The sequence below is a fragment of the Streptomyces sp. HUAS 15-9 genome (assembly GCF_025642155.1).
In the GTDB taxonomy this organism is placed as follows: Bacteria; Actinomycetota; Actinomycetes; order Streptomycetales; family Streptomycetaceae; genus Streptomyces.
Genome location: NZ_CP106798.1, coordinates 5,496,615 through 5,520,948, shown reverse-complemented (window position 1 = coordinate 5,520,948; position 24,334 = coordinate 5,496,615). Strand labels below are relative to the sequence as shown.

The window sequence follows — 24,334 nt, the reverse complement described above, 5'->3', positions numbered from 1 at the left end:
CGCGCGCATCCGGTGCGCTTTTTCGCATGCGAGTCACGTCGCCTCTGGCTACGGACGAATCCATTCTTAAACTCGCGGCAATTGAAAGGTCACGGGTCACGCCACGAGTTGCGTAAGGATCACCCGTGCGGCCTCAATGAACCTGCTTTTTCCGGGTCTTCCTGGCGGACTCCGTCGGCGAGCCCTCGGCGATACGCGACGCAGTCCTCGAAAGAAGGCAGCAGACCTTGTCGCCCGGCCTCCTCCAGCGTGGGCGCGGCCGTGTCCTTGTCGGAAAGGTGCGGGGCGAGTTCCTCGGGCCAGGCGATGGCCAGATCGGGGTCGAGCGGGTTGATCCCGTATTCACGGTGCGGCGCATATCCCGCTGAACAGAGGTAGACGACGGTGGAATTGTCCTCCAGTGCCATGAAGCCATGGCCCAGTCCCTCCGAGACATAGACGCAGCGGTGCGTCGTGTCGTCGAGCCTGACCGCTTCCCATTTCCCGAAGGTCGAAGAGCCGACGCGGATGTCGACCACCACGTCGAGGACGGCGCCGCTGACGCAGGTGACGAACTTGGCCTGGCCCGGTGGCACCGACGCGTAGTGGATGCCGCGGAGAGTGCCGAGAACGGAGCGCGAGCAGTTGGCCTGCTCAAGTCGGAGTCCGTGGCCGACGGAATCGCGAAACCGTTCCCCCTTGAACCACTCATGGAATCTGCCCCTGGTATCCATGAACACCTTGGGCGTGTCCACCCAGGCCCCTTCGATGCCAAGTGGCTCCATGTGGATGCTCCTTTCCGACGCGCGTTCGGTTCAGGGACGGCCCATCGGTGCCTCGTGGTGCGCCGCGCCGCCTCTCTGCGGCACGACGGCATGCCTGTAGTCCTCCAGCAGCCCGAGCAGGTAGTGGCCGTATCCGCTCTTGAGCAGGGGCCGGGCCAGTTCCCTGAGCCGGTCGTCATCGATCAGGCCGGCGCGCCACACCGCTTCCTCCACGCACCCGACCTTGAAGCCCTGGCGCTCCTCGATCACCCGGACGAACTCCGACGCCTGCATCAGGGAGGTGAAGGTCCCGGTGTCCAGCCATGCGGTGCCCCGGTCCAGTCGGGTGACCCGGAGCGTCCCGGAGTCCAGATAGACGCGGTTGAGGTCGGAGATCTCCAACTCGCCCCGGGCGCTGGGGCGCAGACCGCGGGCGACCTCCACGACGTGGCGGTCGTAGAAGTAGAGGCCGGGCACGGCGTAGCGGGACTTCGGGCGGGCCGGCTTCTCCTCGATGGACAGGGCCCGGCCCGACTCGTCGAACTCCACGACGCCGTAGGCCGAGGGATTGGCGACCGGGTAGGCGAACACCGTGCCGCCCTCGAGGTCGTCGTGGCGGGCCAGCCGGGTGCCGAGGCCACTTCCGTAGAAGATGTTGTCGCCCAGGATCAGGGCCACCGACTCGTCACCGATGAAGTCGGCTCCCAGGAGGAAGGCCTGGGCGATGCCCTCCGGGCGCTCCTGCGCCATGTATGCGAGGCGCAGGCCGAGTTGACCGCCGTCGCCGAGCAAACGACGGAACTGGTACTGGTCTTCGGGGGTGGTGATGACAAGGATCTCGCGCACACCGGCCATCACCAGTGTGGAAAGCGGGTAATAGACCATCGGCTTGTCGAAAACCGGCAGCAACTGCTTCGACACCGAGCGGGTCAGTGGCCACAGTCGCGAACCGGTGCCCCCGGCCAGAAGAATTCCACGCATGGCAGCACCATAGGCGAATTGCCGGTAAATACCGGGTTGTTACACATCACCAAGGAATGTTTCGGACATACTGATCGCCGTCGCGCCCCGGATGCCCTCCGGGCGGCGCGATCGAGCGCGACCTGAACGGAGTCCGGAATGCCCGACACAGCCGCCGAGGCCCCCCGCCGGCACACCACCGATTCGACGTTGCTGGCACTGGCCGCGTACGTCACGGTGACGGTGGCCGTCTTGGTCCGTATGCCTCTGCTGCCCCGCGAGTCGGGCGACTATGTCACCTTTCTCGAGCCCTGGTACTGGCACATCGTGAGCCACGGCGGGTTCCACGCTCTCGCCGACCCCAGCTTCTCGGACTACAACGTCCCCTACCTCTATCTGATGGCCGCGCTGACCTACCTGCCGCTGTCGTCGCTGGTGGGCATCAAGTGGGTCTCGATCCCTTTCGACCTGGCGCTGGCGTACTACACCTTCCGGATTGTGTGCCTGTTCCGGCCCACGCGCCGCTGGGCGGCCCTCGGCGCGGGCGCGGTCGTGCTCTTCCTGCCCACCGTCGTCACCAACAGCGCGTGGTGGGGGCAGTGCGACGCCCTCTACACGGCCTTCCTGGTCGGTGGGATCTACCACGTGCTGCGCGACCGGCCGTGGTGGGCGTGCACGTTCTTCGGGATCGCGCTGGCGTTCAAGTTCCAGGCCGTCTTCCTCTTCCCCTGCCTGCTCGTACTGGTGCTGGTGGGACGGGTGCCGTGGCGGTGTCTGCTCGCCGTTCCCGCGGCGTACCTTGCACTCGACGTCCCGGCCCTCGTGCTCGGCGCCGACCCGGGGCGGCTACTGACGGTCTACGCCCAGCAGACGGACAAGTACCACACCCTGACCATCAACGCGCCGTCCGTATACCAGTTCGTGTCGGTGCCCGGTGACACCGACCCCGTGCGCAGCGCGGGCATTCTGGTCGCGGGGGTGCTTGTGTCGCTCCTGATGGGGATGGCGGTCTGGTCCCTGCGGCGCCGCCGCCAGGGCGTGCCGGACTCCGGCCTTCGCGTGCCGGGACTCACGGACACCCGGATCGTGCTGCTGGCCACCTGCTCCGCGATCGTGGTGCCGTTCCTGCTGCCCTCGATGCACGAGCGGTATTTCTACGCCGCGGACGTGCTCACCGTGATGGCCGCGTGCCGACTGCCCCGGCAGCTTTGGTGTGTGCCGGTGCTGGTGCAGCTCGCCTCGTACGGCAGCTATCTGACGATCATGGCCCCGGACGTGGCTCCGTATCTGTCGATGCCCGCGCACGGCGCGCTGATGCTGCTGGCCTTGGTGATTGCGCTCCGGACGACGGTCCAGGAGTTCCGCCGCGAGCCCCAGGCGCCGACCGTGCCCAGCCAGCCGGTCGCCGGCGGCACCACGGCCGAGCCGGCCCGGACGTAGCGGCCCCGAAGGCCCCCGGTCTTACGGGGGGGCTCTCCCGCAGGCCCTAGCCGCCGAAGTAGTCCTGCCGGGTCCCGTGGCCGCGTCGCGGGCCCGGCCAGGGGATGCCCCGCACCGGGGTGCGCGCCGCGCCGGTGTCGTCGGCGACGAAGTAGGTCGGGCGTTGCTGGACGGCGGAGTAGACACGGCCGATGTACTCGCCGAGCACACCCAGGCAGATGAGCTGGACGGCGCCGATGAAGAGCACGGCGATGATCAGGGAGGCCCAGCCGGGGGTGGTGTTGCCCGCCGTGTACACGGCCAGCGTGTACACGAGCGTGCCGAGGCAGACGAAGAAGGCGAGGGTGCCGAGCCAGGTGGCCAGGCGCAGCGGGGCCACGGAGAAGCTGATGATGCTGTCGACCGCCAGCAGGATCATCTTGCGCAGGGGGTACTTGGTGTGGCCGGCGACGCGTTCGTCGCGGTGGTAGGTGACCTCTCCGCTGGGGAAACCGAACCAGGGCACCAGGAGCCGGTACACCTGTGGCTGGTCGGGCAGGGCCTTCAGGGCGTCGAGGACGTTGCGCGACAGCAGGCGGAAGTCGCCGGCCTGGGCGGGGACGTGGTTGCCGACCATGCGGCGCATGAGCCAGTAGTAGGCCCCGGCGGTGTGGCGCTTGAAACCGGTGTCGGTGGAGCGGTTGGCGCGTACTCCGTAGACGATGTCCAGGTGCCGGGAGCGGGCCAGGTCGAGCATCTCGGGGATCTTCTCCGGGGGGTCCTGGAGATCGGCGTCGAGGCTCGCGGCGTAGCGGCCGCGAGCGTGGTGCAGGCCGGCGGTCAGCGCGGCCTGGTGTCCGCTGTTGCGGCGCAGTCGTACCATCCGCAGCTGCGGCCAGTCGTCCCGTAGCTCCAGCAGCAGTTCGACCGTCCGGTCCGTGGAGCCGTCGTCCACCGCGACGACCTCGTACAGCTCGCCCGTAGCGTCCAGCACCGGCCGCAGCCGCCCCACCAGCGCCGGCAATGCCTCTTCCTCGTTGAACATCGGAATCACGACCGACAGTTCGACGGCCGGCTCGAGCCGGTCAGCGGGGTCGCGGAGCACATCAATCATTCGGAGATGCCAGCCCATTCTCGAGCGGGGCGACGCAATAATGCGCCCGATTTGCTCGCATACGGTACTGTCTGGGGTTGTTTCAGTGTGTGTCAGACACACGTTCTCGAACCCCGGGTGCCGTAATCGATGCCTAACTCCACCGAGACCGCCGCCACCGCGGCCGAGACCGGGGTCGCCCGGCAGCTGCCGGTGTTCGCGATCATCGGCGTGCTGTCCACCGCCGCGTATCTGGGCCTGTACACGGCGCTGCGGCCGGTGCTCGACGCCCAGTCCGCCAATCTGGTCGCGCTGCTGGTCACGGCCGTGGCGAACACCGCCGCCAACCGCCGGTTCACCTTCCGGGTGCGCGGCACGGACGGGGCCGCCCGGCATCAACTCCAGGGGCTGGTGGCCTTCTTCGCCGGGCTCGCGCTGAGCAGCGGGGCCCTCGCCGTGCTGCACCGGACCCTGGAGGACGGGACACGGGTGGAGGTCGCCGCCCTGATCGTGGCCAACGCCGCCGCGACGGCGCTTCGCTTCGCGCTGCTGCGGCTGTGGGTCTTCAGAGGACCCTGACTCCAGAGGACCGTGCCTCCAGACGACCGTGGCTGAAGAGAACCCCGACTCCATGGAAAACGGGCCCGGGGCCCGCCCCGTACGCCGTTGTACGGTGCGGGCCCCGGGCCCTTCTTCATGGTGCTGTCACCGCGGCCGGCCGTGACGATCGCTGGTCAGGGCATCCGAGGACCAGCCGCGGAGTCTTTTCGTACGGGCCTCAGCCCAGGCGCTCGACCAGCGCCCGGTACTGGTCCCACAGTTCCTTCGGGGTGTGGTCGCCGAAGGTGTTGAGGTGCTCGGGGACCAGCGCCGCCTCCTCGCGCCAGACCTCCTTGTCCACCGTAAGGAGGAAGTCCAGGTCGGAGTCGGCCAGTTCGAGCCCGTTGGTGTCGAGGGCCGCCTTGCTCGGCAGGATGCCGATGGGGGTCTCCACGCCCTCGGCCTTGCCGTCGAGGCGCTCCACGATCCACTTCAGGACGCGGCTGTTCTCACCGAAGCCCGGCCAGACGAACTTGCCCGCGTCGTTCTTGCGGAACCAGTTGACGTAGTAGATCTTCGGCAGCTTGGACTGGTCCTTGTCCTTGGCCACGTCGATCCAGTGGGCCATGTAGTCGCCCATGTTGTAGCCGCAGAAGGGCAGCATCGCAAAGGGGTCGCGGCGCAGCTCGCCGACCTTGCCCTCGGCGGCGGCGGTCTTCTCGGAGGCGACGTTGGCGCCCAGGAACACACCGTGGTTCCAGTCGAAGGACTCCGTCACCAGCGGCACCGCGCTGGCCCGGCGGCCGCCGAACAGGATCGCCGAGATCGGCACGCCCTTCGGGTCCTCCCACTCCGGCGCGATGATCGGGCACTGCGCCGCCGGGACGGTGAAGCGGGAGTTGGGGTGGGCGGCCGGCTCGGCGGACTCGGGCGTCCAGTCGCGGCCCTTCCAGTCGGTGAGGTGGGCAGGGGTCTCCTCGGTGAGGCCCTCCCACCACACGTCACCGTCGTCGGTGAGGGCGACGTTGGTGAAGATCGAGTTGCCCCACAGGGTCTTGATCGCGTTGGCGTTGGTGTGCTCGCCGGTGCCCGGCGCGACGCCGAAGAAGCCCGCCTCCGGGTTGATGGCGTACAGGCGTCCGTCCTCGCCGAAGCGCATCCACGCGATGTCGTCGCCGATCGTCTCCACGGTCCAGCCGGAGATGGTCGGGTCGAGCATGGAGAGGTTCGTCTTGCCGCAGGCGCTCGGGAAGGCCGCGACGACGTACTTCGACTCGCCCTGCGGCGGGGTGAGCTTGAGGATCAGCATGTGCTCGGCCAGCCAGCCCTCGTCACGCGCCATGACGGAGGCGATGCGCAACGCGTAGCACTTCTTGCCGAGCAGCGCGTTGCCGCCGTAGCCGGAGCCGTAGGACCAGATCTCGCGGCTCTCGGGGAAGTGCGAGATGTACTTGGTCTGGTTGCACGGCCACGGCACGTCGGCCTGGCCCTCCTCCAGCGGGGCGCCGACCGAGTGCACGGCCTTGACGAAGAAGCCGTCGGTGCCGAGCTCGTCGAGGACGGCCTGGCCCATGCGCGTCATCGTGCGCATGGAGACCGCGACGTAGGCGGAGTCGGTGATCTCGACGCCGATCGCGGAGAGCTTCGAGCCCAGCGGACCCATGCAGAACGGGACGACGTACATGGTGCGGCCGCGCATCGAGCCGCGGAAGACGCCCTTCTCGCCGGAGAAGACCTCGCGCATCTCGGCGGGGGCCATCCAGTGGTTCGTGGGGCCGGCGTCCTCCTCCTTCTCGGAGCAGATGAAGGTCCGGTCCTCGACGCGGGCGACGTCGGTCGGGTCGGAGGCCGCGTAGTAGGAGTGGGGGCGCTTGACCGGGTCCAGCTTCTTGAAGGTGCCCTTGGTGACGAGCTCGTCGCAGAGTCGCTCGTACTCGGCCTCGGATCCGTCACACCAGACCACGTTGTCCGGCTGGGTCAGTTCGGCGATCTCGTTGACCCACGAGATCAGTTCCTGGTGGTGGGTGGGGGTGACGGGGGGAGCCGCGATGTCGCGCGCCACGATTGCTCCTAAATGAGGGATTTTGTCCTTGTCTGCCCCGTGGGGGCCGCGGCCCGGACGCTTCGTAGCCGCTCATCCGGTGCCGACCGCACTCATTTGATCATCTGATGGTAGTGCGCATATGTCCAGAGCGCATCACAGGTGAGCGACGTGAGGAAGACCACGCTTACCGCGTTCCTTTGCGTGCACGTTGGGTTCGCCTGAAGGTCTTTTTGCGTTGCCGGGGTTTGCAGGTCGCGGCCGGGTACGACGGCGGCGTGAGCGCACGCACGCGTGAGATGATGGCCACTATCGACCCGCCATCGAGCCGGAGCGGCCCGTAACTTACGGTTCCGTAGGTACGATTCACTCATGACTGCGTCCGCCCCCGACGCGCCCACGGACCCGCCCGCCGCCGGCCGCGGTCCCGTCGCGCTCTCCCTGCCGCACCCGGTCAAGCCCAAGCTCCGGGGCTGGCTCCATCTCGGCATGTTTCCGGCCGTACTCGTCGCGGGACTGGTGCTCACCGCCCTCGCCGACTCCCCCCGCGGGCGCCTGGCCTGCGGCATCTACGTCCTGACGGCATGTCTGCTGTTCGGCGTGAGCGCGCTGTACCACCGGGGCAACTGGAGCCCGCGGATGGACGGCATCCTGCGCAGGCTGGATCACGCCAATATCTTCCTGATCATCGCGGGCACCTACACCCCGCTGACCATGCTGCTGCTGCCGGGCGCCAAGGGGCAGTGGCTGCTGTGGGGCATCTGGGCGGCCGCGGCCGCCGGGATCGTCTTCCGGGTCTTCTGGGTCGGCGCCCCGCGCTGGCTCTACACCCCCTGCTACCTCGCCATGGGCTGGGCGGCGGTCTTCTTCCTGCCGGACTTCATGCGCGCGGGCGGCATCGCCGTCCTGGTCCTGGTGATCGTGGGTGGCCTGCTGTACAGCGCGGGCGGGGTGATCTACGGGATCAAGCGCCCCAACCCGTCACCGCGCTGGTTCGGCTTCCACGAGGTGTTCCACTCCTTCACCCTGGCCGCCTTCGTCGTCCACTACGTCGGCATCTCCCTGGTGGCGTACCAGCACGCGTAGACCCCTCACCCCCTCCAGTGGCCACGGCTTGCGAGCCGTGGCCATTTTTGTGTGGTCTGACATCCGCACTCCATTGACAGTTTCTCGATTTTGAGAGTTACTCTCATTTCATGGCTACTGTCACCCTTGCGGAGGAAGCGCGGCACGACCCCCGCCGCTGGTGGGCCCTCGGGGCCCTGGTCGCGAGCATGCTGGTGCTCGGCTTCGACATGACGATCCTCAATGTCGCGCTGCCGACGATGGCGGAGCAGCTCGGCGCGAGCACCGGTGAACAGCAGTGGATGGCGGACTCGTACGTCGTCGTCTTCGCGGCGCTGATGCTGCCGGCGGGCCTGCTCGGCGACCGGTTCGGGCGGCGCCGGATGCTGATCGCCGGGCTCCTGGTCTTTCTGGCAGGATCGCTCGTCGGCACCCTGGCCGGCGATGTGAACTGGGTCGTCGCCGCCCGCGCGGTGATGGGCGTCGGCGGGGCGCTGGTCATGCCGCTCGCCCTGTCCGTGCTGCCCTCGCTCTTCGGTCCGGACGAGCGCACCAAGGCCGTCGGGATCATCTCGGCCGCCTCGGCGCTCGGTCTGCCGCTCGGCCCGATCATCGGCGGGTTCCTGCTGAACCACTTCTGGTGGGGCTCGGTGTTCCTGGTCAACGTCCCGATGGTCGCCATCGGCGTCGCGGCCTGTGTCCTCCTGCTGCCCGAGACCCGCGACCCGGCCTCGCCCAAGGTCGACGCCGTCTCCACCGCGCTGACCGCGTCCGGGCTGGCCGCCCTCGTCTACGCGATCATCGAGGCGCCCAACCGCGGCTGGGGCGACACCCTGGTCCTCTGTCTGTTCGCGGCGGCCGCCGTGCTGCTCACCGGACTCGTCCTGCGCGAGCGCACGGCCGTACGGCCCATGCTCGACATGTCCTTGCTCGCCCAGCGCGGCTTTCTGCTCAACACCGTCGCCGCGACCCTGGTGATGTTCGTGCTCTCCGGCCTGATGTTCGTCCTGCCGCCGTACCTCCAGGCCGTCCTCGGCCATGACGCCCTGGGCACCGGGGTACGGCTGCTGCCGATGATGGGCGGTCTGATGGTCGCCGCGAAGGCCGCACAGCCCGTCGTCAAGCGGTTCGGCGCGCGGGCCGTGGTGAGCGCGGGCCTGGTCGTCCTCGCCTTCGCCGCGCTCCTCGGCAGCCGTACGACGGTCGACTCCGGCTACGGCTTCACCGCGCTGTGGCTCTCCGTCGCGGGCGTCGGCTTCGGCTTCTCGGTCGTCCCGGCGATGGACGGCGCCCTGGCCGCGCTGCCCGCCGACCGCGCCGGCAGCGGCTCCGGGCTGCTGATGACGTTGCGCCAGGTCGGCTCCGCGGTCGGCATCGCCCTGCTCGGCAGCCTGCTCGCGGGCACCTTCCGCGACCGGCTCGACGTCACCGGGCTGCCCGCGCGGGCCGCCGACACCGCCGGGGACTCCGTGGTCGCCGCGCACCTGATCGCCGAGAAGGCTGGCCCCGGCGCGGCCCGTCTCGCCGCCTCCGCCGACGCCGCGTATGTGCACGGCATGACCCTGGTCCTGCTGGTGTGCGGCATCGCCTCGCTGGTCTCCGCACTGCTGGCGGCCGCGTTCCTGCCGAGCGCGCCGGGCGGGCGCGCCACGCCGCGGGAGGAGGACCGGGCCATGGCCACCTCCGTCACGGATACCGGAGAATGACCACCATGACGGCCGCACGTACCTCTCCTCCCACCGACCGCTCCCGACTGGGACTGCGCGAGCGGAAGAAGATCAAGACCCGCGAGGCGATCCGCACCGCGACGTACGAACTGATCGAGGAGCAGGGGTACGACGCCACCACGATCGACCAGATCGCCGAGCGCGCCGAAGTGTCGCCGTCGACCGTCTTCCGGTACTTCCCGACCAAGGAGGACATCGTCCTCACGGACGAGTACGACCCGATCATCCTGGACGAACTGAGGGCGCGGCCCGCCGAGGAGCCCTGGACGGAGTCCGTCCGGTACGTGATGCGACGGGCCGTCCGGCTCGGCGTCGAGGAGGACGCCCGGGTGTCCCGGCTGCGGACCCGGCTGATGGTCGAGGTCCCCGCGGTGCGCTCGCGGATGATGGAGAGCATGTCGGTCACCGGCCGGATGCTCTGCCAGGCCATCGGCGAGCGCACCGGCCGGGACCCGGAGAGCCTGGAGGTGCGGGTCTACGCGATGTCCCTGGTCGGCGGCCTGATGGAGACCTCCCTGTACTGGGCGGCGAACGATCACCGGGACGATTTCGCGGCCCTCGTCGACCGCACCCTGGATGTCCTGGAGCACGGCCTGCCCAGGGAAAACCCCTGAGCCCACGCCGCTCACCCGTGACATCCTGACGGGGTGAACGGACCCGAGATCCACGTCGAAGTAGCCCCCGAGCTCCGGCTGTTCGTCCCGAACGCCCGCCGCCACGGCAGCACCCCCCTCGCCGTCGACGGCGTCTCGACCCTCGGCCATGTCATCGAGTCCCTCGGCATCCCGCTCACCGAGGTCGGCGCGCTGGTCGTGGACGGCCGGCCGGTACCGGTGTCGCACATCCCGGCGGCGGGCGAGTCCGTGAGCGTACGGGCGGTCGAGCGGCCCCAGCGGGTCCCCGGCGCTCCCCTGCGCTTCCTCCTCGACGTCCACCTCGGCACCCTCGCCCGCCGGCTGCGCCTGCTCGGCGTGGACACGGCCTACGAGTCCACGGACATCGGCGACCCGGCGCTGGCCACCCGCTCCGCCGCCGAGAAGCGGGTCATGCTCAGCCGGGACCGCGGCCTGCTGCGCCGCCGCGAACTGTGGGCGGGCGCCTATGTCTACAGCACCCGCCCCGAGGACCAACTCCGCGACGTCCTCGACCGGTTCGCCCCCGAACTGCGCCCCTGGACGCGCTGCACGGCATGCAACGGCCTGCTGAAGGAGGCCACCAAGGACGAGGTGGCGCACCAGCTGAAGGGCGGGACGCAGCGGTCGTACGACGTCTTCGCCCGGTGCCTGGAGTGCGGGCGCGCGTACTGGAAGGGCGCGCACCACGACCAGCTGGAGGCCATTGTGGAGCGCGCCCTGACGGAGTTCAGCGGGCGGGGCTAACGCTTTCTCACATCGGCCTTTCCGCAGGCGAGCCCGTCCCGGTTGCGGTCGAGGCCCAGTGGATCGTCCCTGCCGTTGATCTTCAGCCGGCCGTAGTGGTTCTGCTTGAGCCAGGTGCAGCGTGCGGCCGTCGTCCTCTTCACCTCGGACGGGAAGACGGTCGGCACACAGACGTTGACCGAGCCGTAGTGCCGGTCGCAGCCGGAGATCGTGGTGCTGACCTTCTGCGACGACCGCTTCTTGCCGGGTCCGGAGACCTTGCCCCCCAGGGAGTCGGCGAAGGAGTGGACGTGCGCCGAGGGGGCGGTGGCGGCGAGCGCGGCCGGGCCCTGCAGATGCACCCACTTCGCCACCGACGGCACACCGTTGGCGTCCACCGCGAACAGCATGTACCAGCCGGGCGGGGCCAGGTTGGGGTTGCTGGTCACGTTCAGGTCGACATTGTTGCCGTCCACCGCCAGGGGCAGGTCGACGAACCGCTGGTTGGGGTCGGAGGAGTGGGTGACCGCGGCCGGGCGGATCAGTTCCGCCTTGGCGATGGGCCGGTCGACCGTGATCCGCTGGGTGTCGCCGTACTTCCACTCCTGGTTGATCACCGAGGTGATCGTCGGGCGGGTGCCCTTGTAGAGGTAGGGCGGGGTGTAGATCGACACGTTGTGGTTCCAGCTGCCGTTGCCCGGGTTGTCACCGGTGGCCATCACCCGGCCGTCGGGCAGCAGGAACGCCGACGAGTGGTAGCCGCGGGCCTCCGGGTCGGCGGCCACCGGGTCGAAGGTGCCCGCGTCCGGGTCGTAGATCGACGACTCGTACACCGGGTTGGCCCGGTTGTGCAGGGCGCCGCCCGTCTCCAGGACCTTGCCGTCGGGCAGCAGGACCGCGGAGACGTACATCTTGCCCTGGTCACCGGTCTCGGGGACCTTCCCGTTGCCGAGGTCGACCGTGCCCTGCGGGAGCGGCGGCCCGGCCACGTACGACGGGCTGGCCTGCTTGAGGTCGATGACGTCGGTGAGCCGGTTGCCGTCCGGGTTGGTGTCGATGTTGCCGCCGCCGATGGTCAGCACGCGCTGGTCCTGCGCCGGGGGCAGCAGCACGCTCGCCGACTGGTCGCGCTCGTCCTTCCTCTGCAGGCCCGGGATCTGTGTGACCGTGTTGGCGTCGTAGTCGTAGACCGCCGACCCGGTGCCCGGGATGTTGTTGCCGAAGACATGGCTGCCCGAGTAGAAGAGGCGGCCGTCCTGCATCAGGATCATCGACGGGTACAGGCCCCAGAACGACCAGGTCTGGTTGACCTTCCACAGCGGCTGCCACGCCTGGTCCTTGTCCGACCAGTACTCGGCGGTCACCGAGCCGGACGAGTCCTCGCGCAGCCCGCCGAAGGAGATGACGTCACCGTTGCCCAGCTCGGTCGCCGAGGGGTACCAGTGGCCGTCGTTCAGGTCGTTGGTCTTGCTGTAGGTCTCGGTCGTCGGGTCGAAGATGTACGAGTCCTTGAAGCCCTCGTAGCCGTGCCCGCCCGTCACCGGGTACGCCTTGTTGCCGCTCATGACGAGCACGCGCCCGTCCTGCAGCTGGATGTGCCCCGCGCAGAACATGTCCTTCGGCGTGGGGATGACCTTGTAGGTGCCGTTCGCCGGGTCGTACACCGCGCTGGTGAACGTACCCGCGTTGAAGTTCTCCTCGCTGTTGCCCGAGCCGGCGATCAGCAGCACCTTGCCGTTGTTCAGGACGACGGAGTGCATCGAGCGGACCGGGTTCTGCGTCGGCAGCACCGACCAGCTTCCGTTGGCGCACTGGTCGCCCGTGCCGGTGCACTGCGGCGGCGGAAGCGTGTCGGGGACCTGCTCCATGGTGTAGTCGTCGGTGGTCACCGAGCCGGTACCGTACACCGACACGCCCCAGGTGATGCGGTCGGTGCCGGCCGGGACCTCGGGGGTGCGGACGGTGGCCCGGGTGTAGCCCGACGCCATGTCGAGGGTCTTGAGGTCGGTCCAGTACTGCCAGCCCGCCGTCGCGTCGTGCCGGAAGAGCGTGACGGCGGTGTCGGGTGTCGTCGACTTGTACCAGAGGGACAGGTCGTACTGCTTGCCGGCCGTCACCACCGGTGCGCAGTCCGTCGACTCGGTGATCAGCGCCTTGCGGTCGCCCTCCACCCGCCGGGTGAGCGTGACCTTCATGGCCTTGGCACCGGAGTGGGCGTCGGCGACGGTGGCGAAGCTGAAGTCGTTGTCCCCCCAGCCGGACTTCTCCCAGCAGTACGGCATGTCGTCCGTGCCGGCGGTCTCGAAGCCCGGGTTCTTGACGAGGTTGGCGGCCTCGGCGGACTGCGGTGAGGTGAGGAGGAGACCGGCGGTCAGGGCCCCGACCCCGACCAGTGCCGTCCTTCTTCGGTGCAGGTTCACACGGCTCTCCTAGCTGCGGTGCGGCAGTTTTCTTTTTGCGGCCTCCGGGGCGCTCCAGTCGGTGTTGAGAGCCCGATCGTGCTCAGCCCTTCGGGCCTCCGTGCTCCCCCAGGCTCTCGACTGCGCTCGAGCAGGGAGGTGCCCCCACGGCCTCTCAACACCGACGCGCCCCTGTGACCGCGGCCCCGCGACGCGGGAGGTAGACCAGCGCTTCGGTACCGACGAAGCGCAGGACGAAGGTCGTCACCAGCGCGAGCGCGGTGGCGGGCAGCGCGCCCATCCCGAACCGGTGGACGAGCAGCGCGATCAGTGGGATGCGCAGCACCAGGTCGGCATTGGCGAGCAGCGCGAACCGGCCGACGCGGTCCCACCAGCGGCGGTGCGCGCGCCGGTCGCGGAAGAGCAACTGCTCGATGAGCAGGAAGTTCCAGGCGACGCCGAGCTGGTTGGCGAGGATCTCGGCGGGGACGTAGTGCATGCCGAGGACGGTCAGCGCCCACAGGCCGGCCAGGTTGGGCACGAAGCCGGAGGCGCCGATCAGGCCGAAGGCGACCATGCGGGCGAGCGGTGAGGCGGTGCGCAGGCCGACCAGATGACGCAGGAAGCGGAAGCCCTCCTGGGCGGTCGACTTGGACTCACCGGCGAACCGGTCCTGGAAGACGAACGGCACCTCGGCGACCGCGCGCGGCCGGCTCCGTACGGCGAGCTCGAGGAGGATCTTGTAGCCGAGGGGCTTCAGCACCTCCGCCGTGACCGCGCTGCGCCGGATGGCGAAGAAGCCGCTCATCGGGTCGCTGATGCCGTGCAGCCTGCGGGGGAAGAGGGACTTGGTCAGCCAGGTCGCCCCGCGCGAGACGGCCACCCGGTAGCTGCCGGCGAGCCCGGCCCGGCTGCCGCCCTTGATGTACCGGGAGGCGACGACGAGCCCGGCGTTCGTCCGCTCGCCGGTGGCGACCAGCTCCGGTACCAGGGACGGCGGATGCTGACAGTCGCCGTCCATCACGACGATCCACTCCGAGGTGGCCGCCTTCAGCCCCTCGACCACCGCCCCGCCGAGTCCGCCGACCGCCTCCTCGCGGTGCAGCACGGTCACCGGGAACGGGCAGTCCTGCGCGGCCTGCCGGATGACTTCGGGCGTGTCGTCGGTGGAGTCGTCCACGAAGACGACCTCGCAGGGCAGCCGCGCGGGCACCGACGAGGTGATCTGCTGCAGCAGCTGCCGGATGTTCGCGGACTCGTTGAAGGTCGGTACGACGATGGTGACGGCACCGGGCTCGGGCACTGCATTTTCGGGCTCGCTTCGCCTCCGGGGCGCTCCAGCCGGTGTCGAGGCGGCGATCGTGCTCACCCCTTCGGGCCTCCGCGCGTTCGCCTCCTCGACACCGGCGCGCCCCTCCGGCTCACTCGCGGTCGCGGCCCGTACTGCGGGATCGCCCAGCTCACCGGGGACGGTGTATTCGTGGCTGCTCATCGCTCGCCTCCCGCGGCGGCCGTCCGGATCTTCCGGATCTCGATGCGGTCGGGGCCGGTGCCGAAGGTGGCGACCGGGGTGGAGTGCTGGATGGCGGCCTTGACGTTGGGCAGGTCGCGGGCGTCGCGCCGGACCGTCGGCGAGGCGACCACGTAGTCGATGTCCTTCCAGCCGTGCGGCATGGTCTTCGTGACGGCCGGGTCGAGGTCGGCCTTGTAGAACCAGATGGCGCCGAGCCCCGGCTGGTAGCCGTGATGGACCAGGTCCAGCCACAGCGCGTCGTCGACGAGGACCCGGGTGTGCCTCGGGTCGCCCACCCGGCTGCCGAGCCACTTCGAAGCCTGCCGGTAGGAGGCGTTGGCGTCGGCGGTGACGGCGGTGCGGTCGCCGTCGTACCAGTGCGGTACGACATAGGCGCCGGCGGCGAGGGCGAGGACGGCGGCGAGCGCGTACCGGCCCGAGGTGACATACCGGTTCTCGTTCTCGGACCGCCGTCTGCGCAGCACGGCGTGGGCGACGGAGGCGGTGCCCCCGGCGAGGACCAGCGCGAGGAAGGGCAGGGCGCCGATGACGTACATGGCGGGCAGATAGCCGCCTGGGCGCATCGCCACCAGGGCCAGGATCGCCACGGTCAGGGCCGGTCCGGCGAGGGCTCGGGCGGTGACCGACCAGCGCCGGGTGACCAGGAGCAGCAGCGCCCCGGCCAGGCCGCCGAGGGGCAGCACACGGTCGTAGTACAGCCAGGAGTGGAGCACTCCGTACGAGCCGGACGACGTGTCGAGGATGAAGCCCGAACCCGGCCTGGACATCTGGTACTTGATGCCGTCCCAGAGGGACACGTGTCCGCTGCCCGGCAGCAGCTCGCCCTTCAGGAGGGCGAACAGGGGGTACGAGAAGCCGGCCAGGACACAGGCGGTGACCGCTCCGGTGAGGGCGAACTTACGGGTGTCGCGGTGGCTGTGGCGCCACATGGTGAGCAGCAGGGCGGGCAGGACGACGAGCATCGTCTCCTTGGTGAGCACACCCGCGGCGGCCGCGAGTCCCGCACCGAAGTGGTGCCACAGGTGCCGGCTGGGCGAGGCGGCGAGGCAGAACGCCAGCAGCAGCCACATCACGGCGATGTTGTCGAGGAAGATCTCCCGCTGGAGCACGACGGCCAGCGGCGAGAGTCCGAAGAGCGCCATGCCGAGCCCGGCGGCCCAGCGGGGCAGGGACAGCCGCCGCCCCAGGACATAGACGAGGACCGCGCTGACGGCGCTGATCACCAGCATCGCGACGCGCATGCTGCCGACGGTCATCGAGCCCGGGCTGAGCGCGGACGGGATCCAGGTGAGCAGGGCGATCTGGATCCAGCCCAGCGGCGGATGGTCGTACCAGTAGGTGTAGTGGGCCAGGCCCTTGCCCTGCTGCACGGCCCAGGCCTGGGCGAGATAGGTGCCCTCGTCGTCGCTGAGGGTCGGGTAGTCGGCGATGTTCCAGCCCTGGACGACGAGGATCGCCACGAGGAGCACACCGCACAGGAGCAGGTCGGAACGGGAGGAGCGGAGCCGCGTCGGCGGCGATGTTCGACCGGTCGAACGCTCCATGGGTACAGGTCGGCACTGCGCGGGGACCTTCGGAGTGGTCACCGCGGGAAGGGTGGAGGTCACGCAGGAACGTCCTCTCGGATCGTCTCGGCCGCGGTGAGGTGCGCGCCGACGTGGCTGGTCAGCTCCCAGTCGTTGCGGCCGCGCTGCTCACGCCATACGGCGCGGATCGCGGCCCCCGCGAGGAGGACCTGGTAGAAGGGGCCGCCCACGATCAGCTTCACGTAGTGGACGAGGCGGACACGCAGTCCGTACTGCTTGCCGAAGTCGTGCAGCCCGACCACCTCGAAGACGAAGGTGACGGCGGCGGTGACCAGCGGCAGGAAGGTCAGGAAGGCGATCCCGACGGGGACGTCGAGGAAGAGCGCAACGGCGGCGTTGAGCGGGATGACGACTCCGGAGAAGGCCTGCAGGAACGGCGTCATCAGCGTGTACCTGGCGAGCAACCGCTGCCCGAATCCCGGGAGTTGCTTCCAGTCCTTCTTCCGGTAGACCTGAAGGAAGCCCTGGTTCCAGCGGGTGCGCTGCTTCAGCAGCGACATCAGCGAGCCGGGGGTCTCCTCGCGGGTGACCATGTCGGAGTCGTAGGCGACGACGACCTTCTTGCCGACACTGGACAGCCGCACGCCCAGGTCGCAGTCCTCGGCCAGGCAGTTGGGGTCCCAGCCGTCGGCTTCCCGCAGCACATCCGTGCGGACGAAGACCGTGTTGCCGCCGAGCGGGATGAACCCCTTCTGCGCATGCAGATGCAGCCGGGAGCGGAACCAGAAGAAATACTCCAGGCAGTTGCGCAGGCTGTACCAGCTGGAGTGGAAGTTGATGAGCTGGACGCCGCCCTGGACGACATCGGCTCCCGTCGTCCGGAAGGCGTGGTCGACATGGGCCAGGAGCTCCGGGTGGACCTGGTCCTCGGCGTCGAAGACCCCGACGACGTCGCCGCGGCAGTGCGGCAGCGCCGTGTTCATGGCCTTGGGCTTGTTCTTCTTCTCGTGCGTGTCGACGACGACACGGACGCGCGGGTCACGCTCGGCGGCCGCCTCGGCCACCGCCGTGGTCTCGGGGTCGTCGTGCCCCACGATCACGATGATCTCGAAGTCGGTGTGCGTGGACTCCAGCAGCCGCTGGATGGTGTGGTCGAGCACGGCCTGTTCGTGCCGCGCCGGCAGCAGCAGCGAGAACGACACGTGTTCGTCCCCGTCCGGTCTGCTGAACCGGGTGGAGGCGAGCACTTCGGGCGTACGCCACGCGTGCATCTGCCACCACAAGGTGAAGGCCGCCATCCAGAACAGCGCAAGCGAGACGGCAGCGATGAAGACAGACGTGAGCAAAAAGATCCCCCCAGATCCCCAAATCCCCCCGGCGCGACGTGGCACCCCCGCCCGTCGCGTCACGAAGGAGAGATTATGAGTGATCTGTGAAGCGCGTGGCCCTTTTCAGTGAAGAGCGTGTTTCCTCACTATGCACGTTCTCGGTGAGCAATTCGAACGCTAGTTACGTTTACGGCGGTTGGGCTCGTGCCGTTCAGCTGTTCAGCGCCGTGCGCAGCCGCTCGGGATCGGTCGTCGGGGCGTCGCAGGCGAAGTTGCGGCAGACATACGCGGCCGGTTCGCCGCCGATCAGCGGACGGTCGGCGAGGAGCGGGAACTCGTCGCTCTCCGGTACCCCGAACGCGACCACCGCGCCGGGCGCGGTACCCAGAAGCGCCGTACGGTGCAGCGCTCTTGCCGCCTCGTCGTCGAGCGACGGTCCCACGACCGCGATCTCACGCGGGCCGTCGAGCAGCGCCTCGGCGACGGCGAGCCCCCAGCCGACGAACCGCGGCACACGCGGCCCGAGCGCCTTCACCACGCCCAACGCCCGTTCGGCCGCGGTGCGATGGGGCTCGGAACCCGTCTGTGCGGCATAGCTCAGCAGGGTGCCCGCGGCGGCGGTCCAGCCCGAAGGGGCGGCGTTGTCGGTGGGGTCCTGCGGCCGGCGGATGAGCCGTTCGGCGTCGGCGGCGGTGTCGTACAGGGCGCCGTTGTCCGGGTCGGTGAAGCGGGTGAGCACATGGTCGAGGAGCAGTCCGGCGAACTCCAGCCACACCCCTTCCCCGGTCACCGACGCCAGCGCGAGGAAGCCCTCGGCGACGTCGGCGTAATCCTCCAGCACACCGGAGTTGGCGCCGGCCCGGCCGTCCTTGCTGGTGCGGGCCAGCTGGGCGTGGTCGTCCAGATGCAGCCGTACGAGGAGATCGGCGGCGCCGACCGCGGCCTCGACCAGGTCGGGGCGGTCGAAGTAGGCGCCGGTCTCGGCGAGCGCGGCGACGGCCAGCCCGTTCCAGGCCGCCACGACCTTGTCGTCACGGCCAGGGGCGGGGCGCTCGGCGCGGGCGGCGAGCAGCCGCGCCTTGCTGGACGCGATCTTCGCGGCATCGAACACCCCTTCTTCCTGCGGGAGTTGCAGCACGGACTGCCCCTCCTCAAAGGTGCCCTCCTGCGTCACCCCGAAGTGCTGGGCGGCGATTTCGGCGTCGTCCCCGAGGACCTCGCGGAGCTGTTCGGGCGTCCAGGCGTAGTACGCGCCCTCTACGTGCCTGCCCGTGCCGTCGTCGCTGTCGGCGTCCAGCGCCGAGGCGAACCCGCCCTCGCCCGTGCGCAGTTCGCGGACCATGAAGTCGGCGGTCTCCAGGGCGACACGGCGGGCGAGCTCGGAGCCCGTGGACCGCCACAGATGCGCGTAGACGCGGCACAGGAGGGCGTTGTCGTAGAGCATCTTCTCGAAGTGCGGCACGATCCAGTCACGGTCGACGGAGTACCGGGCGAACCCGCCGCCGAGCTGGTCGTAGATGCCACCGCGCGCCATCCGCTCGCAGGTGTCCTGCGCCATCTGCAACGCGCCCTCGGAGCCGGTCCGTGCGTGGTGGCGCAGCAGGAACTCGATGACCATGGACGGCGGGAACTTCGGCGCGCCGCCGAATCCGCCGCGCTGCGGGTCGTACTCGCGGGTGAGCCCGAGGAGCGCCTGAGCGAGCTCCTCCTCGCCGGGGACCTGCGCGGTCTGGTAGTCGATCTCGCGTCCGGCCAGGTCCCGCACGATCTTCCCGGCGACCTCGCTGACCTCGTCGCGCCGCTCGCTCCAGGCCTGCCGGACCCCTTCCAGCACCTGCCGGAAGGAGGGCATGCCGTGACGGGGGGCGGGCGGGAAGTAGGTGCCGAAGTAGAAGGGCTCGGCGTCCGGCGTGAGGAACACGGTCATGGGCCAGCCGCCCTGCCCGGTGGCGGCCTGGACGGCCTCCATGTAGACGGCGTCGACGTCGGGGCGCTCCTCGCGGTCGACCTTGACGCTGACGAAGTGCTCGTTGAGGTAGTCGGCGGTGGCCTGGTCCTCGAAGGATTCGTGGGCCATGACATGGCACCAGTGGCAGCTGCTGTAGCCGACGCTCAGGAGGACGGGCTTGTTCGCCGCCCGGGCCTCGTCGAAGGCCTCGGCCGACCAGGGCCACCAGTCCACCGGGTTGTCCGCGTGCTGGAGGAGGTAGGGGGACGTCTCATGGGCCAGTCGGTTCGGCATGGGGTCCATCCTGCCGCAGTACCCCGAACATCAGGCGTCAGGCGTGTTCCACACGGTGATGTTGAGCTTTCCGGTGCCCGTGCTCGGTGCGAAGACGACGCGGAGGTAGGCGACCCGGTTCTCGCCGGTGAGCAGGCAGAAACGGTCGCCCCGCTTCACGTTCGCCGTGTAGGTGGCGTTGCGCTCCACGCTGTCGGCGCACTCCGCGGCCGTCGGGGCGGGGCCGGAGGGGGGCAGCGGGGCCAGGTTGGGGGCGGAGTCCGGCACGAACAGGTTCGGAGCGACCGACGCCGAGAAAATGATGTCCCCGCCCTTGATCTTGGTCGGCGACACGAGCGGCTGGGGCGTGTCCAGCTCGATGTACGACCCGGCGTTGGTCGTGTCTGCATCCACGTCCTTCGGCCCGAACACCGCGCGTACCGCTCCGGCGCTCTTGGTGGTCGACGGCTGCGCCTGGCCGGACTGGTCCTGGCCGGTGGAACCCGTTGCGGCGGACGACTGCGGCGGCGCCGACTGCGCGCTGTTGTCGTCCGACGACCCCGGTCGGCTCGCCATGACCGTGACGATGATTCCCACCAGCGGGATGACGATCCCGACGACCCACCAGGCCCAGCGAGGCTGGTGCGGCTGCTGTGGTCCCGGCGGCGGACCCCTGAACGAGCCGTTGTCCACAGACATGTGCTCCCCCGTCAACCCTTCGATATCTGTGGTCACGATAGCCACACCCGCGGACACGCGCATCACCCGTCCGTGGGCGCGGCGTACTCCCGCATGAAGGCGAGGAGGTCATCCCTGTTCATGCCCTTCGTGATCGTCGCCCCCCCCTCGCGCTCCCGCCTCCCCCGAAGGACACTCGTAGACAAAGGAGTTGCCGCCGGAGGGGGACGTGACATGCGGGACAGTCATCGGACGGAGGCCGAGCGGCTGGTGGTGCGGTCCGTGGAGGAGGAGGTACGGCGCTCGGGCGGGCGCGTGGACGGACAGGTGCTGCTGTCACGGGCGCGCGGTGCCCTGGACGCCATGGCCCAGTCCGCCGCGGAGGAGTACGAGGCCTATACCCGCGGCCTGGACGAGGCCGACGCGGGACGGCAGACCTTCGGGCAGCGCTACGCCCGTGAGGGCGCCGGAACTCCCCTGCTGATAGCGGCCGTCGCCGCGGTCGCCGCCACCGTGGCCGACCTCTCCCTCGGCACCGGCGCGGGCACGGCGGTCGGCGCGGGCGTGGCCGTGGGCGTCGTGGGCGCGGCCACCACCGTCGTGAAGGTGGCGGGCTCCCATCTGCCCGCCGCCCACCACCGCGCCGGAGCCGTCGGACAGCCGGGCGGCCCCGAGCAGTTGCGCCTGCAGTGGCTGACGGCGCTGGAGGTGCGCGGTATCCGCCCGTTCCTGGACCAGCAGCGGGTGCTCAGCGCCTCCACCGGCCCGAAGAAGACGGGCCCGCAGCTGCGCGGCTCGGACAAGAGCGCGGCGGCCCGCCGACGTACGGTGCTGGAGCAGTCGTTCGGTCAACTCCCCGAACCCGAAGGGCCGTTCGCGGGACGGCGGCCGGAGCTGGCCCGGATCCGGCAGTGGGTGCGGGCGGCCAGGGCGGCCACCGAGACCCGGCCGACGGTGGTCGTGCTGCACGGGACGCCCGGATCCGGCCGCACCACGCTCGCCGTCCGCGCCACGCACGACCTCAGGGACCACTTCCGCGGCGCCGTCGTCGTCGATCTGCGCGGCGACAGCCGGGAGGAGCCGCCGCTGCCCACCCGCGACGCCCTGCTGCATCTGCTCAACCGGTTCGGCGCGCCCCGCGAACAGCTCCTGTTCCGTGAGCGCTCCTCCCCGGACCAGCAGGTCAAGCGGCTGAGCGAGCTGTACCACCAGCATCTGACGGGCCTTGCGGTGACGATCGTGCTTGACGACGCCTCGGACCCCGACCAGGTGTGCACCCTCGTCCCCGAGCGCTCCGACAGCCTGGTCCTGGTCACCGCCCGGGAGCCCCTCGACCTGCCCGCGGACCTTGCGGCCTGGGTGCACCACCTCCCGGTCGAGTCGCTGGACGCGGCCGGCTCCGAGGAACTGCTGGGCGCGGCAGCACAGGACCTGTCCGGCCCCTACGACGCCGAATCGGCCGACCGGATCAGGGAATCGTGCGGCGGACTGCCGCTCGCGCTGCGCATCGCCGGCTCGTCCCTCGGCCCACGCTCACCGCGCCGGCTGGCCACGGACCTGGCGGCGTACGGCCCGGTGGAACCCGTCGAGCGCGCGCTCTGGCTGCGCTACAGCGACCAGTCCGAGTCCGGGCGCCGGCTGCTGAGAAGACTCGCCCTCGCCGGGCGCGCCTCGCTCGGCGCGGCCGCGGCCGCCGCCCTGCTCGCCACGGACGAGGCGGAGGCGACCCGCCATCTGGTGGTGCTCGCGCACGCCGGCCTGATCGACCATGTCCGCGGTAGCCGCTACCGGCTGCACGACCTGGTCCGCGCCTTCGCCCAGGCCCGCCTCCTGGACGAGGAGGAGCCTGCCGAGCGCACGGCCGCGCAGGAGCGCCTGATCGTGAACTACGCGGAGCTCGCCGACTCCGTGCTCCGTCTGGTCGACGGCAACATGTCCACCCGCTCGGACCGCTTCGGCCCGCACGGCTTCACCTCCCTCGACGAGGCGCTGCGCTGGCTGGACGACGAGTCGAGCTTCATCACGGCGGCCCTGCGCCATGCGGAGGGCGTCAACCAGGCGGCCGTACTGAACCTGCTCGGCGCGCTGTGCGACTACTGCCTGCTGCGCGGTGACCTCTACCGCCTCGGTGAGATCAGCGAGCTGGCGCAGGCCGTCGACCAGGGTCTTCTGGTGCGCTCGGTGCAGTGGCGCACCGGCATCGCGGCCCGCCAGCTAGGCGAGCTGGACAAGGCCCGTACCACCCTGGCCTCCGTCGTCGATCTCTATATGGAGGCGCATCACGACGCGGGCGCCGCCCGTGCCCTGTGCTCGCTCGGCATCACACTGCACCACCAGGGCAATCTCACCGAGGCGGCGGCGAAGCTTCAGGAGGCCCTGGATCTGCAGGCGCCACCCGAACTGGCGACGGACCGCGCCTGGACGATGCACGCGCTGGCCGCGGTCCAGCGCGACCGCGGCCGGCTGCCGGAGGCGCTGGACCTGCTGGACAGATCCCTCGTCCTGCACCGCGAGGGCGGATCCCTGCACGGCGAGGCGTGGGCCCACTTCCAGCTGGGCCAGCTGGGGCTGCGGATGGGGGACGTGCCCCGCGCGGAGGACGAGCTGCGGGCCGCCCTCGAACGTTACGGCCGTACCCGCGACGCCCGCGGCGAGGCCTGGGCCCTCACCCAGCTGGCCCGCGCCCGGCTGGTGGCCGGCGACCCGTCCCCGGCGGTGGACGGACTGCGACAGGCGGCCGCCCGGCACCGCGACAACGAGGATGTGCGCGGTGAGGCCTGGACGGTCTACTACCTGGGCCAGGCCCTGGAGCAGACGGGCAACCTGGATCTGTCGGTCCGCGAGCTGGAACGCTCGCGCACGATGTTCTCCCGGATGCGCGACGTCTACGGCCTGGCCTGCGCCCGCCACCACTCGGCCCGGGTGACCCGGGACCAGCGCGCCGCCCAGACGGGCTCACTGAGGAACTCGGGCTTCGCCAGGCAACTGCTCGTCGACGCACGCGCCGACTTCCACCGCATCGGCGTGGCCCACGGCGAGGCCTGGACCTGCCTGGAGCTGGCCGTCGTGGACGCGGGCAACGCCCGCACCCAGCAGGCCCTCGCCCTGTGCGACGAGGCGACCGGACTGTTCACCGCGTACGGCGACCGGCGCGGCGAGGACTGGGCCCGCTTCCTGCGCTCCACCCTGCTCCCCTACGCCGCGCCCGGCGGTGTGGAGGTCGGCACGGCCGTCGCCCAGGAGGAGCTGGCCCAGCTCTCCCGCACCGGGCACCCGGCCCGCGACGGAAAGCTGGACGAGTACACCGCGGCGTACGCGCTGCTGCTGGAGCGCGGGGTGAACCTGGAGGCGGGCTGGCAGGCGTGGCGGCTCGGCATGGTGCCGGACCGGCATGCCCGGGAGGTCATGGGGGTACCGGTGCCGGCCAGGCAGTGACCCCGGTCGCCGCTGCGCCTTTGGTCAGCCCTGCTGCGTCTTCTCTTCGGCCACGGGGGCCCCGGAGGTCCCGGACTCCGCCTTCGGGTCCGGGGCCTCCTTGAATTCGACCTTCCCCATGTGCTTGTTCATGGACTTCATCAGGCCCCACACGGCCACGGCCATCACTGCGAAGACGATGAAGCCGAGGACGCCAGGGGTGACCTTGTTCTGGTCGACCTCCTTGGCCAGGGGGACGAGGTGCGTCAGTGCCAGGCTCGCGCTCAT

The 24,334-nt window shown here is 70.0% G+C and carries 18 protein-coding genes; 7 read left to right on the top strand and 11 right to left on the bottom strand.

The window, feature by feature from the left end:
* Nucleotides 1-119: 119 nt before the first annotated feature.
* On the bottom strand, nt 120-764 hold the full coding sequence (locus N8I87_RS25595; RefSeq protein WP_263212093.1) for a dTDP-4-dehydrorhamnose 3,5-epimerase family protein: 645 nt from the start codon (nt 762-764) through the stop codon (nt 120-122).
* Nucleotides 765-794: 30 nt separating this feature from the next.
* The gene (gene rfbA / locus N8I87_RS25590) at nt 795-1,724 is read right to left on the bottom strand and encodes a glucose-1-phosphate thymidylyltransferase RfbA (protein ID WP_263212091.1); all 930 of its coding nucleotides are present in this window, start codon (nt 1,722-1,724) and stop codon (nt 795-797) included.
* Nucleotides 1,725-1,862: 138 nt separating this feature from the next.
* Between rfbA and N8I87_RS25585 the strand changes: the two genes are divergently transcribed.
* Complete coding sequence (locus N8I87_RS25585; protein ID WP_263212089.1) at nt 1,863-3,143, top strand: hypothetical protein; 1,281 nt, start codon at nt 1,863-1,865, stop codon at nt 3,141-3,143.
* Between the two features lie 46 nt (nt 3,144-3,189).
* Here the strand turns inward: N8I87_RS25585 and N8I87_RS25580 are convergent, their stop codons facing one another.
* Complete coding sequence (locus N8I87_RS25580) at nt 3,190-4,236, bottom strand: glycosyltransferase family 2 protein (RefSeq protein ID WP_263212088.1); 1,047 nt, start codon at nt 4,234-4,236, stop codon at nt 3,190-3,192.
* A gap of 129 nt (nt 4,237-4,365) precedes the next feature.
* Here N8I87_RS25580 and N8I87_RS25575 point away from each other — a divergent pair, with 129 nt between their 5' ends.
* Entirely contained in the window at nt 4,366-4,794 is a 429-nt protein-coding gene (locus N8I87_RS25575; protein WP_263212086.1) for a GtrA family protein, read from the top strand.
* A gap of 199 nt (nt 4,795-4,993) precedes the next feature.
* On the opposite strand, the gene N8I87_RS25570 is transcribed toward N8I87_RS25575, so the two are convergent.
* Nucleotides 4,994-6,817, bottom strand: coding sequence for a phosphoenolpyruvate carboxykinase (GTP) (locus N8I87_RS25570; protein WP_263212084.1), 1,824 nt, complete (start codon nt 6,815-6,817; stop codon nt 4,994-4,996).
* A 351-nt stretch (nt 6,818-7,168) separates the two neighbouring features.
* Between N8I87_RS25570 and trhA the strand changes: the two genes are divergently transcribed.
* The 4 genes from trhA to N8I87_RS25550 all read left to right on the top strand — a co-directional run bounded on the left by trhA (nt 7,169) and on the right by N8I87_RS25550 (nt 10,967).
* Entirely contained in the window at nt 7,169-7,882 is a 714-nt protein-coding gene (gene trhA, locus N8I87_RS25565) for a PAQR family membrane homeostasis protein TrhA (protein ID WP_263212082.1), read from the top strand.
* A gap of 110 nt (nt 7,883-7,992) precedes the next feature.
* Nucleotides 7,993-9,567 carry an MFS transporter gene (locus N8I87_RS25560; protein WP_263212080.1) on the top strand — a complete coding sequence of 525 codons (1,575 nt, stop codon included), beginning with the start codon at nt 7,993-7,995 and terminating at the stop codon, nt 9,565-9,567.
* Between the two features lie 5 nt (nt 9,568-9,572).
* Complete coding sequence (locus N8I87_RS25555) at nt 9,573-10,202, top strand: TetR/AcrR family transcriptional regulator (protein ID WP_438829314.1); 630 nt, start codon at nt 9,573-9,575, stop codon at nt 10,200-10,202.
* Nucleotides 10,203-10,235: 33 nt separating this feature from the next.
* Entirely contained in the window at nt 10,236-10,967 is a 732-nt protein-coding gene (locus N8I87_RS25550) for a Mut7-C RNAse domain-containing protein (RefSeq protein WP_263212077.1), read from the top strand.
* Here N8I87_RS25550 and N8I87_RS25545 read toward each other — a convergent pair.
* The 6 genes from N8I87_RS25545 to N8I87_RS25520 all read right to left on the bottom strand — a co-directional run bounded on the left by N8I87_RS25545 (nt 10,964) and on the right by N8I87_RS25520 (nt 20,653).
* Nucleotides 10,964-13,366: a galactose oxidase family protein gene (locus N8I87_RS25545; RefSeq protein WP_263212075.1), complete on the bottom strand. Its 2,403-nt coding sequence runs from the start codon at nt 13,364-13,366 to the stop codon at nt 10,964-10,966. The two genes, N8I87_RS25550 and N8I87_RS25545, sit on opposite strands and share 4 nt — an antisense overlap.
* A gap of 154 nt (nt 13,367-13,520) precedes the next feature.
* Nucleotides 13,521-14,837, bottom strand: coding sequence for a glycosyltransferase (locus N8I87_RS25540; protein WP_263212073.1), 1,317 nt, complete (start codon nt 14,835-14,837; stop codon nt 13,521-13,523).
* Complete coding sequence (locus tag N8I87_RS25535) at nt 14,834-16,486, bottom strand: ArnT family glycosyltransferase (protein WP_263212071.1); 1,653 nt, start codon at nt 16,484-16,486, stop codon at nt 14,834-14,836. The genes N8I87_RS25540 and N8I87_RS25535 overlap by 4 nt, the downstream gene beginning before the upstream one ends.
* Complete coding sequence (locus tag N8I87_RS25530; RefSeq protein WP_263212069.1) at nt 16,483-17,751, bottom strand: glycosyltransferase; 1,269 nt, start codon at nt 17,749-17,751, stop codon at nt 16,483-16,485. Before N8I87_RS25530 ends, N8I87_RS25535 begins: the two co-directional genes overlap by 4 nt.
* A 193-nt stretch (nt 17,752-17,944) precedes the next feature.
* Entirely contained in the window at nt 17,945-19,975 is a 2,031-nt protein-coding gene (locus tag N8I87_RS25525) for a thioredoxin domain-containing protein (protein ID WP_263212067.1), read from the bottom strand.
* Nucleotides 19,976-20,005: 30 nt separating this feature from the next.
* The gene (locus tag N8I87_RS25520; RefSeq protein WP_263212065.1) at nt 20,006-20,653 is read right to left on the bottom strand and encodes a hypothetical protein; all 648 of its coding nucleotides are present in this window, start codon (nt 20,651-20,653) and stop codon (nt 20,006-20,008) included.
* 213 nt (nt 20,654-20,866) lie between these two features.
* Here N8I87_RS25520 and N8I87_RS25515 point away from each other — a divergent pair, with 213 nt between their 5' ends.
* Nucleotides 20,867-24,067: a tetratricopeptide repeat protein gene (locus tag N8I87_RS25515; protein WP_263212063.1), complete on the top strand. Its 3,201-nt coding sequence runs from the start codon at nt 20,867-20,869 to the stop codon at nt 24,065-24,067.
* 24 nt (nt 24,068-24,091) lie between these two features.
* On the opposite strand, the gene N8I87_RS25510 is transcribed toward N8I87_RS25515, so the two are convergent.
* The gene (locus tag N8I87_RS25510) at nt 24,092-24,334 is read right to left on the bottom strand and encodes a hypothetical protein (RefSeq protein WP_263212061.1); all 243 of its coding nucleotides are present in this window, start codon (nt 24,332-24,334) and stop codon (nt 24,092-24,094) included.

Coding starts and splice junctions, on each gene's coding strand:
- N8I87_RS25580 (WP_263212088.1), bottom strand. CDS start 4,236: ATGATTGATGTGCTCCGCGACCCCGCTGACCGGCTCGAGCCGGCCGTC.
- N8I87_RS25595 (WP_263212093.1), bottom strand. CDS start 764: ATGGAGCCACTTGGCATCGAAGGGGCCTGGGTGGACACGCCCAAGGTG.
- trhA (WP_263212082.1), top strand. CDS start 7,169: ATGACTGCGTCCGCCCCCGACGCGCCCACGGACCCGCCCGCCGCCGGC.
- N8I87_RS25575 (WP_263212086.1), top strand. CDS start 4,366: ATGCCTAACTCCACCGAGACCGCCGCCACCGCGGCCGAGACCGGGGTC.
- N8I87_RS25510 (WP_263212061.1), bottom strand. CDS start 24,334: ATGAGCGCGAGCCTGGCACTGACGCACCTCGTCCCCCTGGCCAAGGAG.
- N8I87_RS25520 (WP_263212065.1), bottom strand. CDS start 20,653: ATGTCTGTGGACAACGGCTCGTTCAGGGGTCCGCCGCCGGGACCACAG.
- N8I87_RS25525 (WP_263212067.1), bottom strand. CDS start 19,975: ATGCCGAACCGACTGGCCCATGAGACGTCCCCCTACCTCCTCCAGCAC.
- N8I87_RS25560 (WP_263212080.1), top strand. CDS start 7,993: ATGGCTACTGTCACCCTTGCGGAGGAAGCGCGGCACGACCCCCGCCGC.
- rfbA (WP_263212091.1), bottom strand. CDS start 1,724: ATGCGTGGAATTCTTCTGGCCGGGGGCACCGGTTCGCGACTGTGGCCA.
- N8I87_RS25555 (WP_438829314.1), top strand. CDS start 9,573: ATGACGGCCGCACGTACCTCTCCTCCCACCGACCGCTCCCGACTGGGA.
- N8I87_RS25585 (WP_263212089.1), top strand. CDS start 1,863: ATGCCCGACACAGCCGCCGAGGCCCCCCGCCGGCACACCACCGATTCG.
- N8I87_RS25540 (WP_263212073.1), bottom strand. CDS start 14,837: ATGAGCAGCCACGAATACACCGTCCCCGGTGAGCTGGGCGATCCCGCA.
- N8I87_RS25515 (WP_263212063.1), top strand. CDS start 20,867: ATGCGGGACAGTCATCGGACGGAGGCCGAGCGGCTGGTGGTGCGGTCC.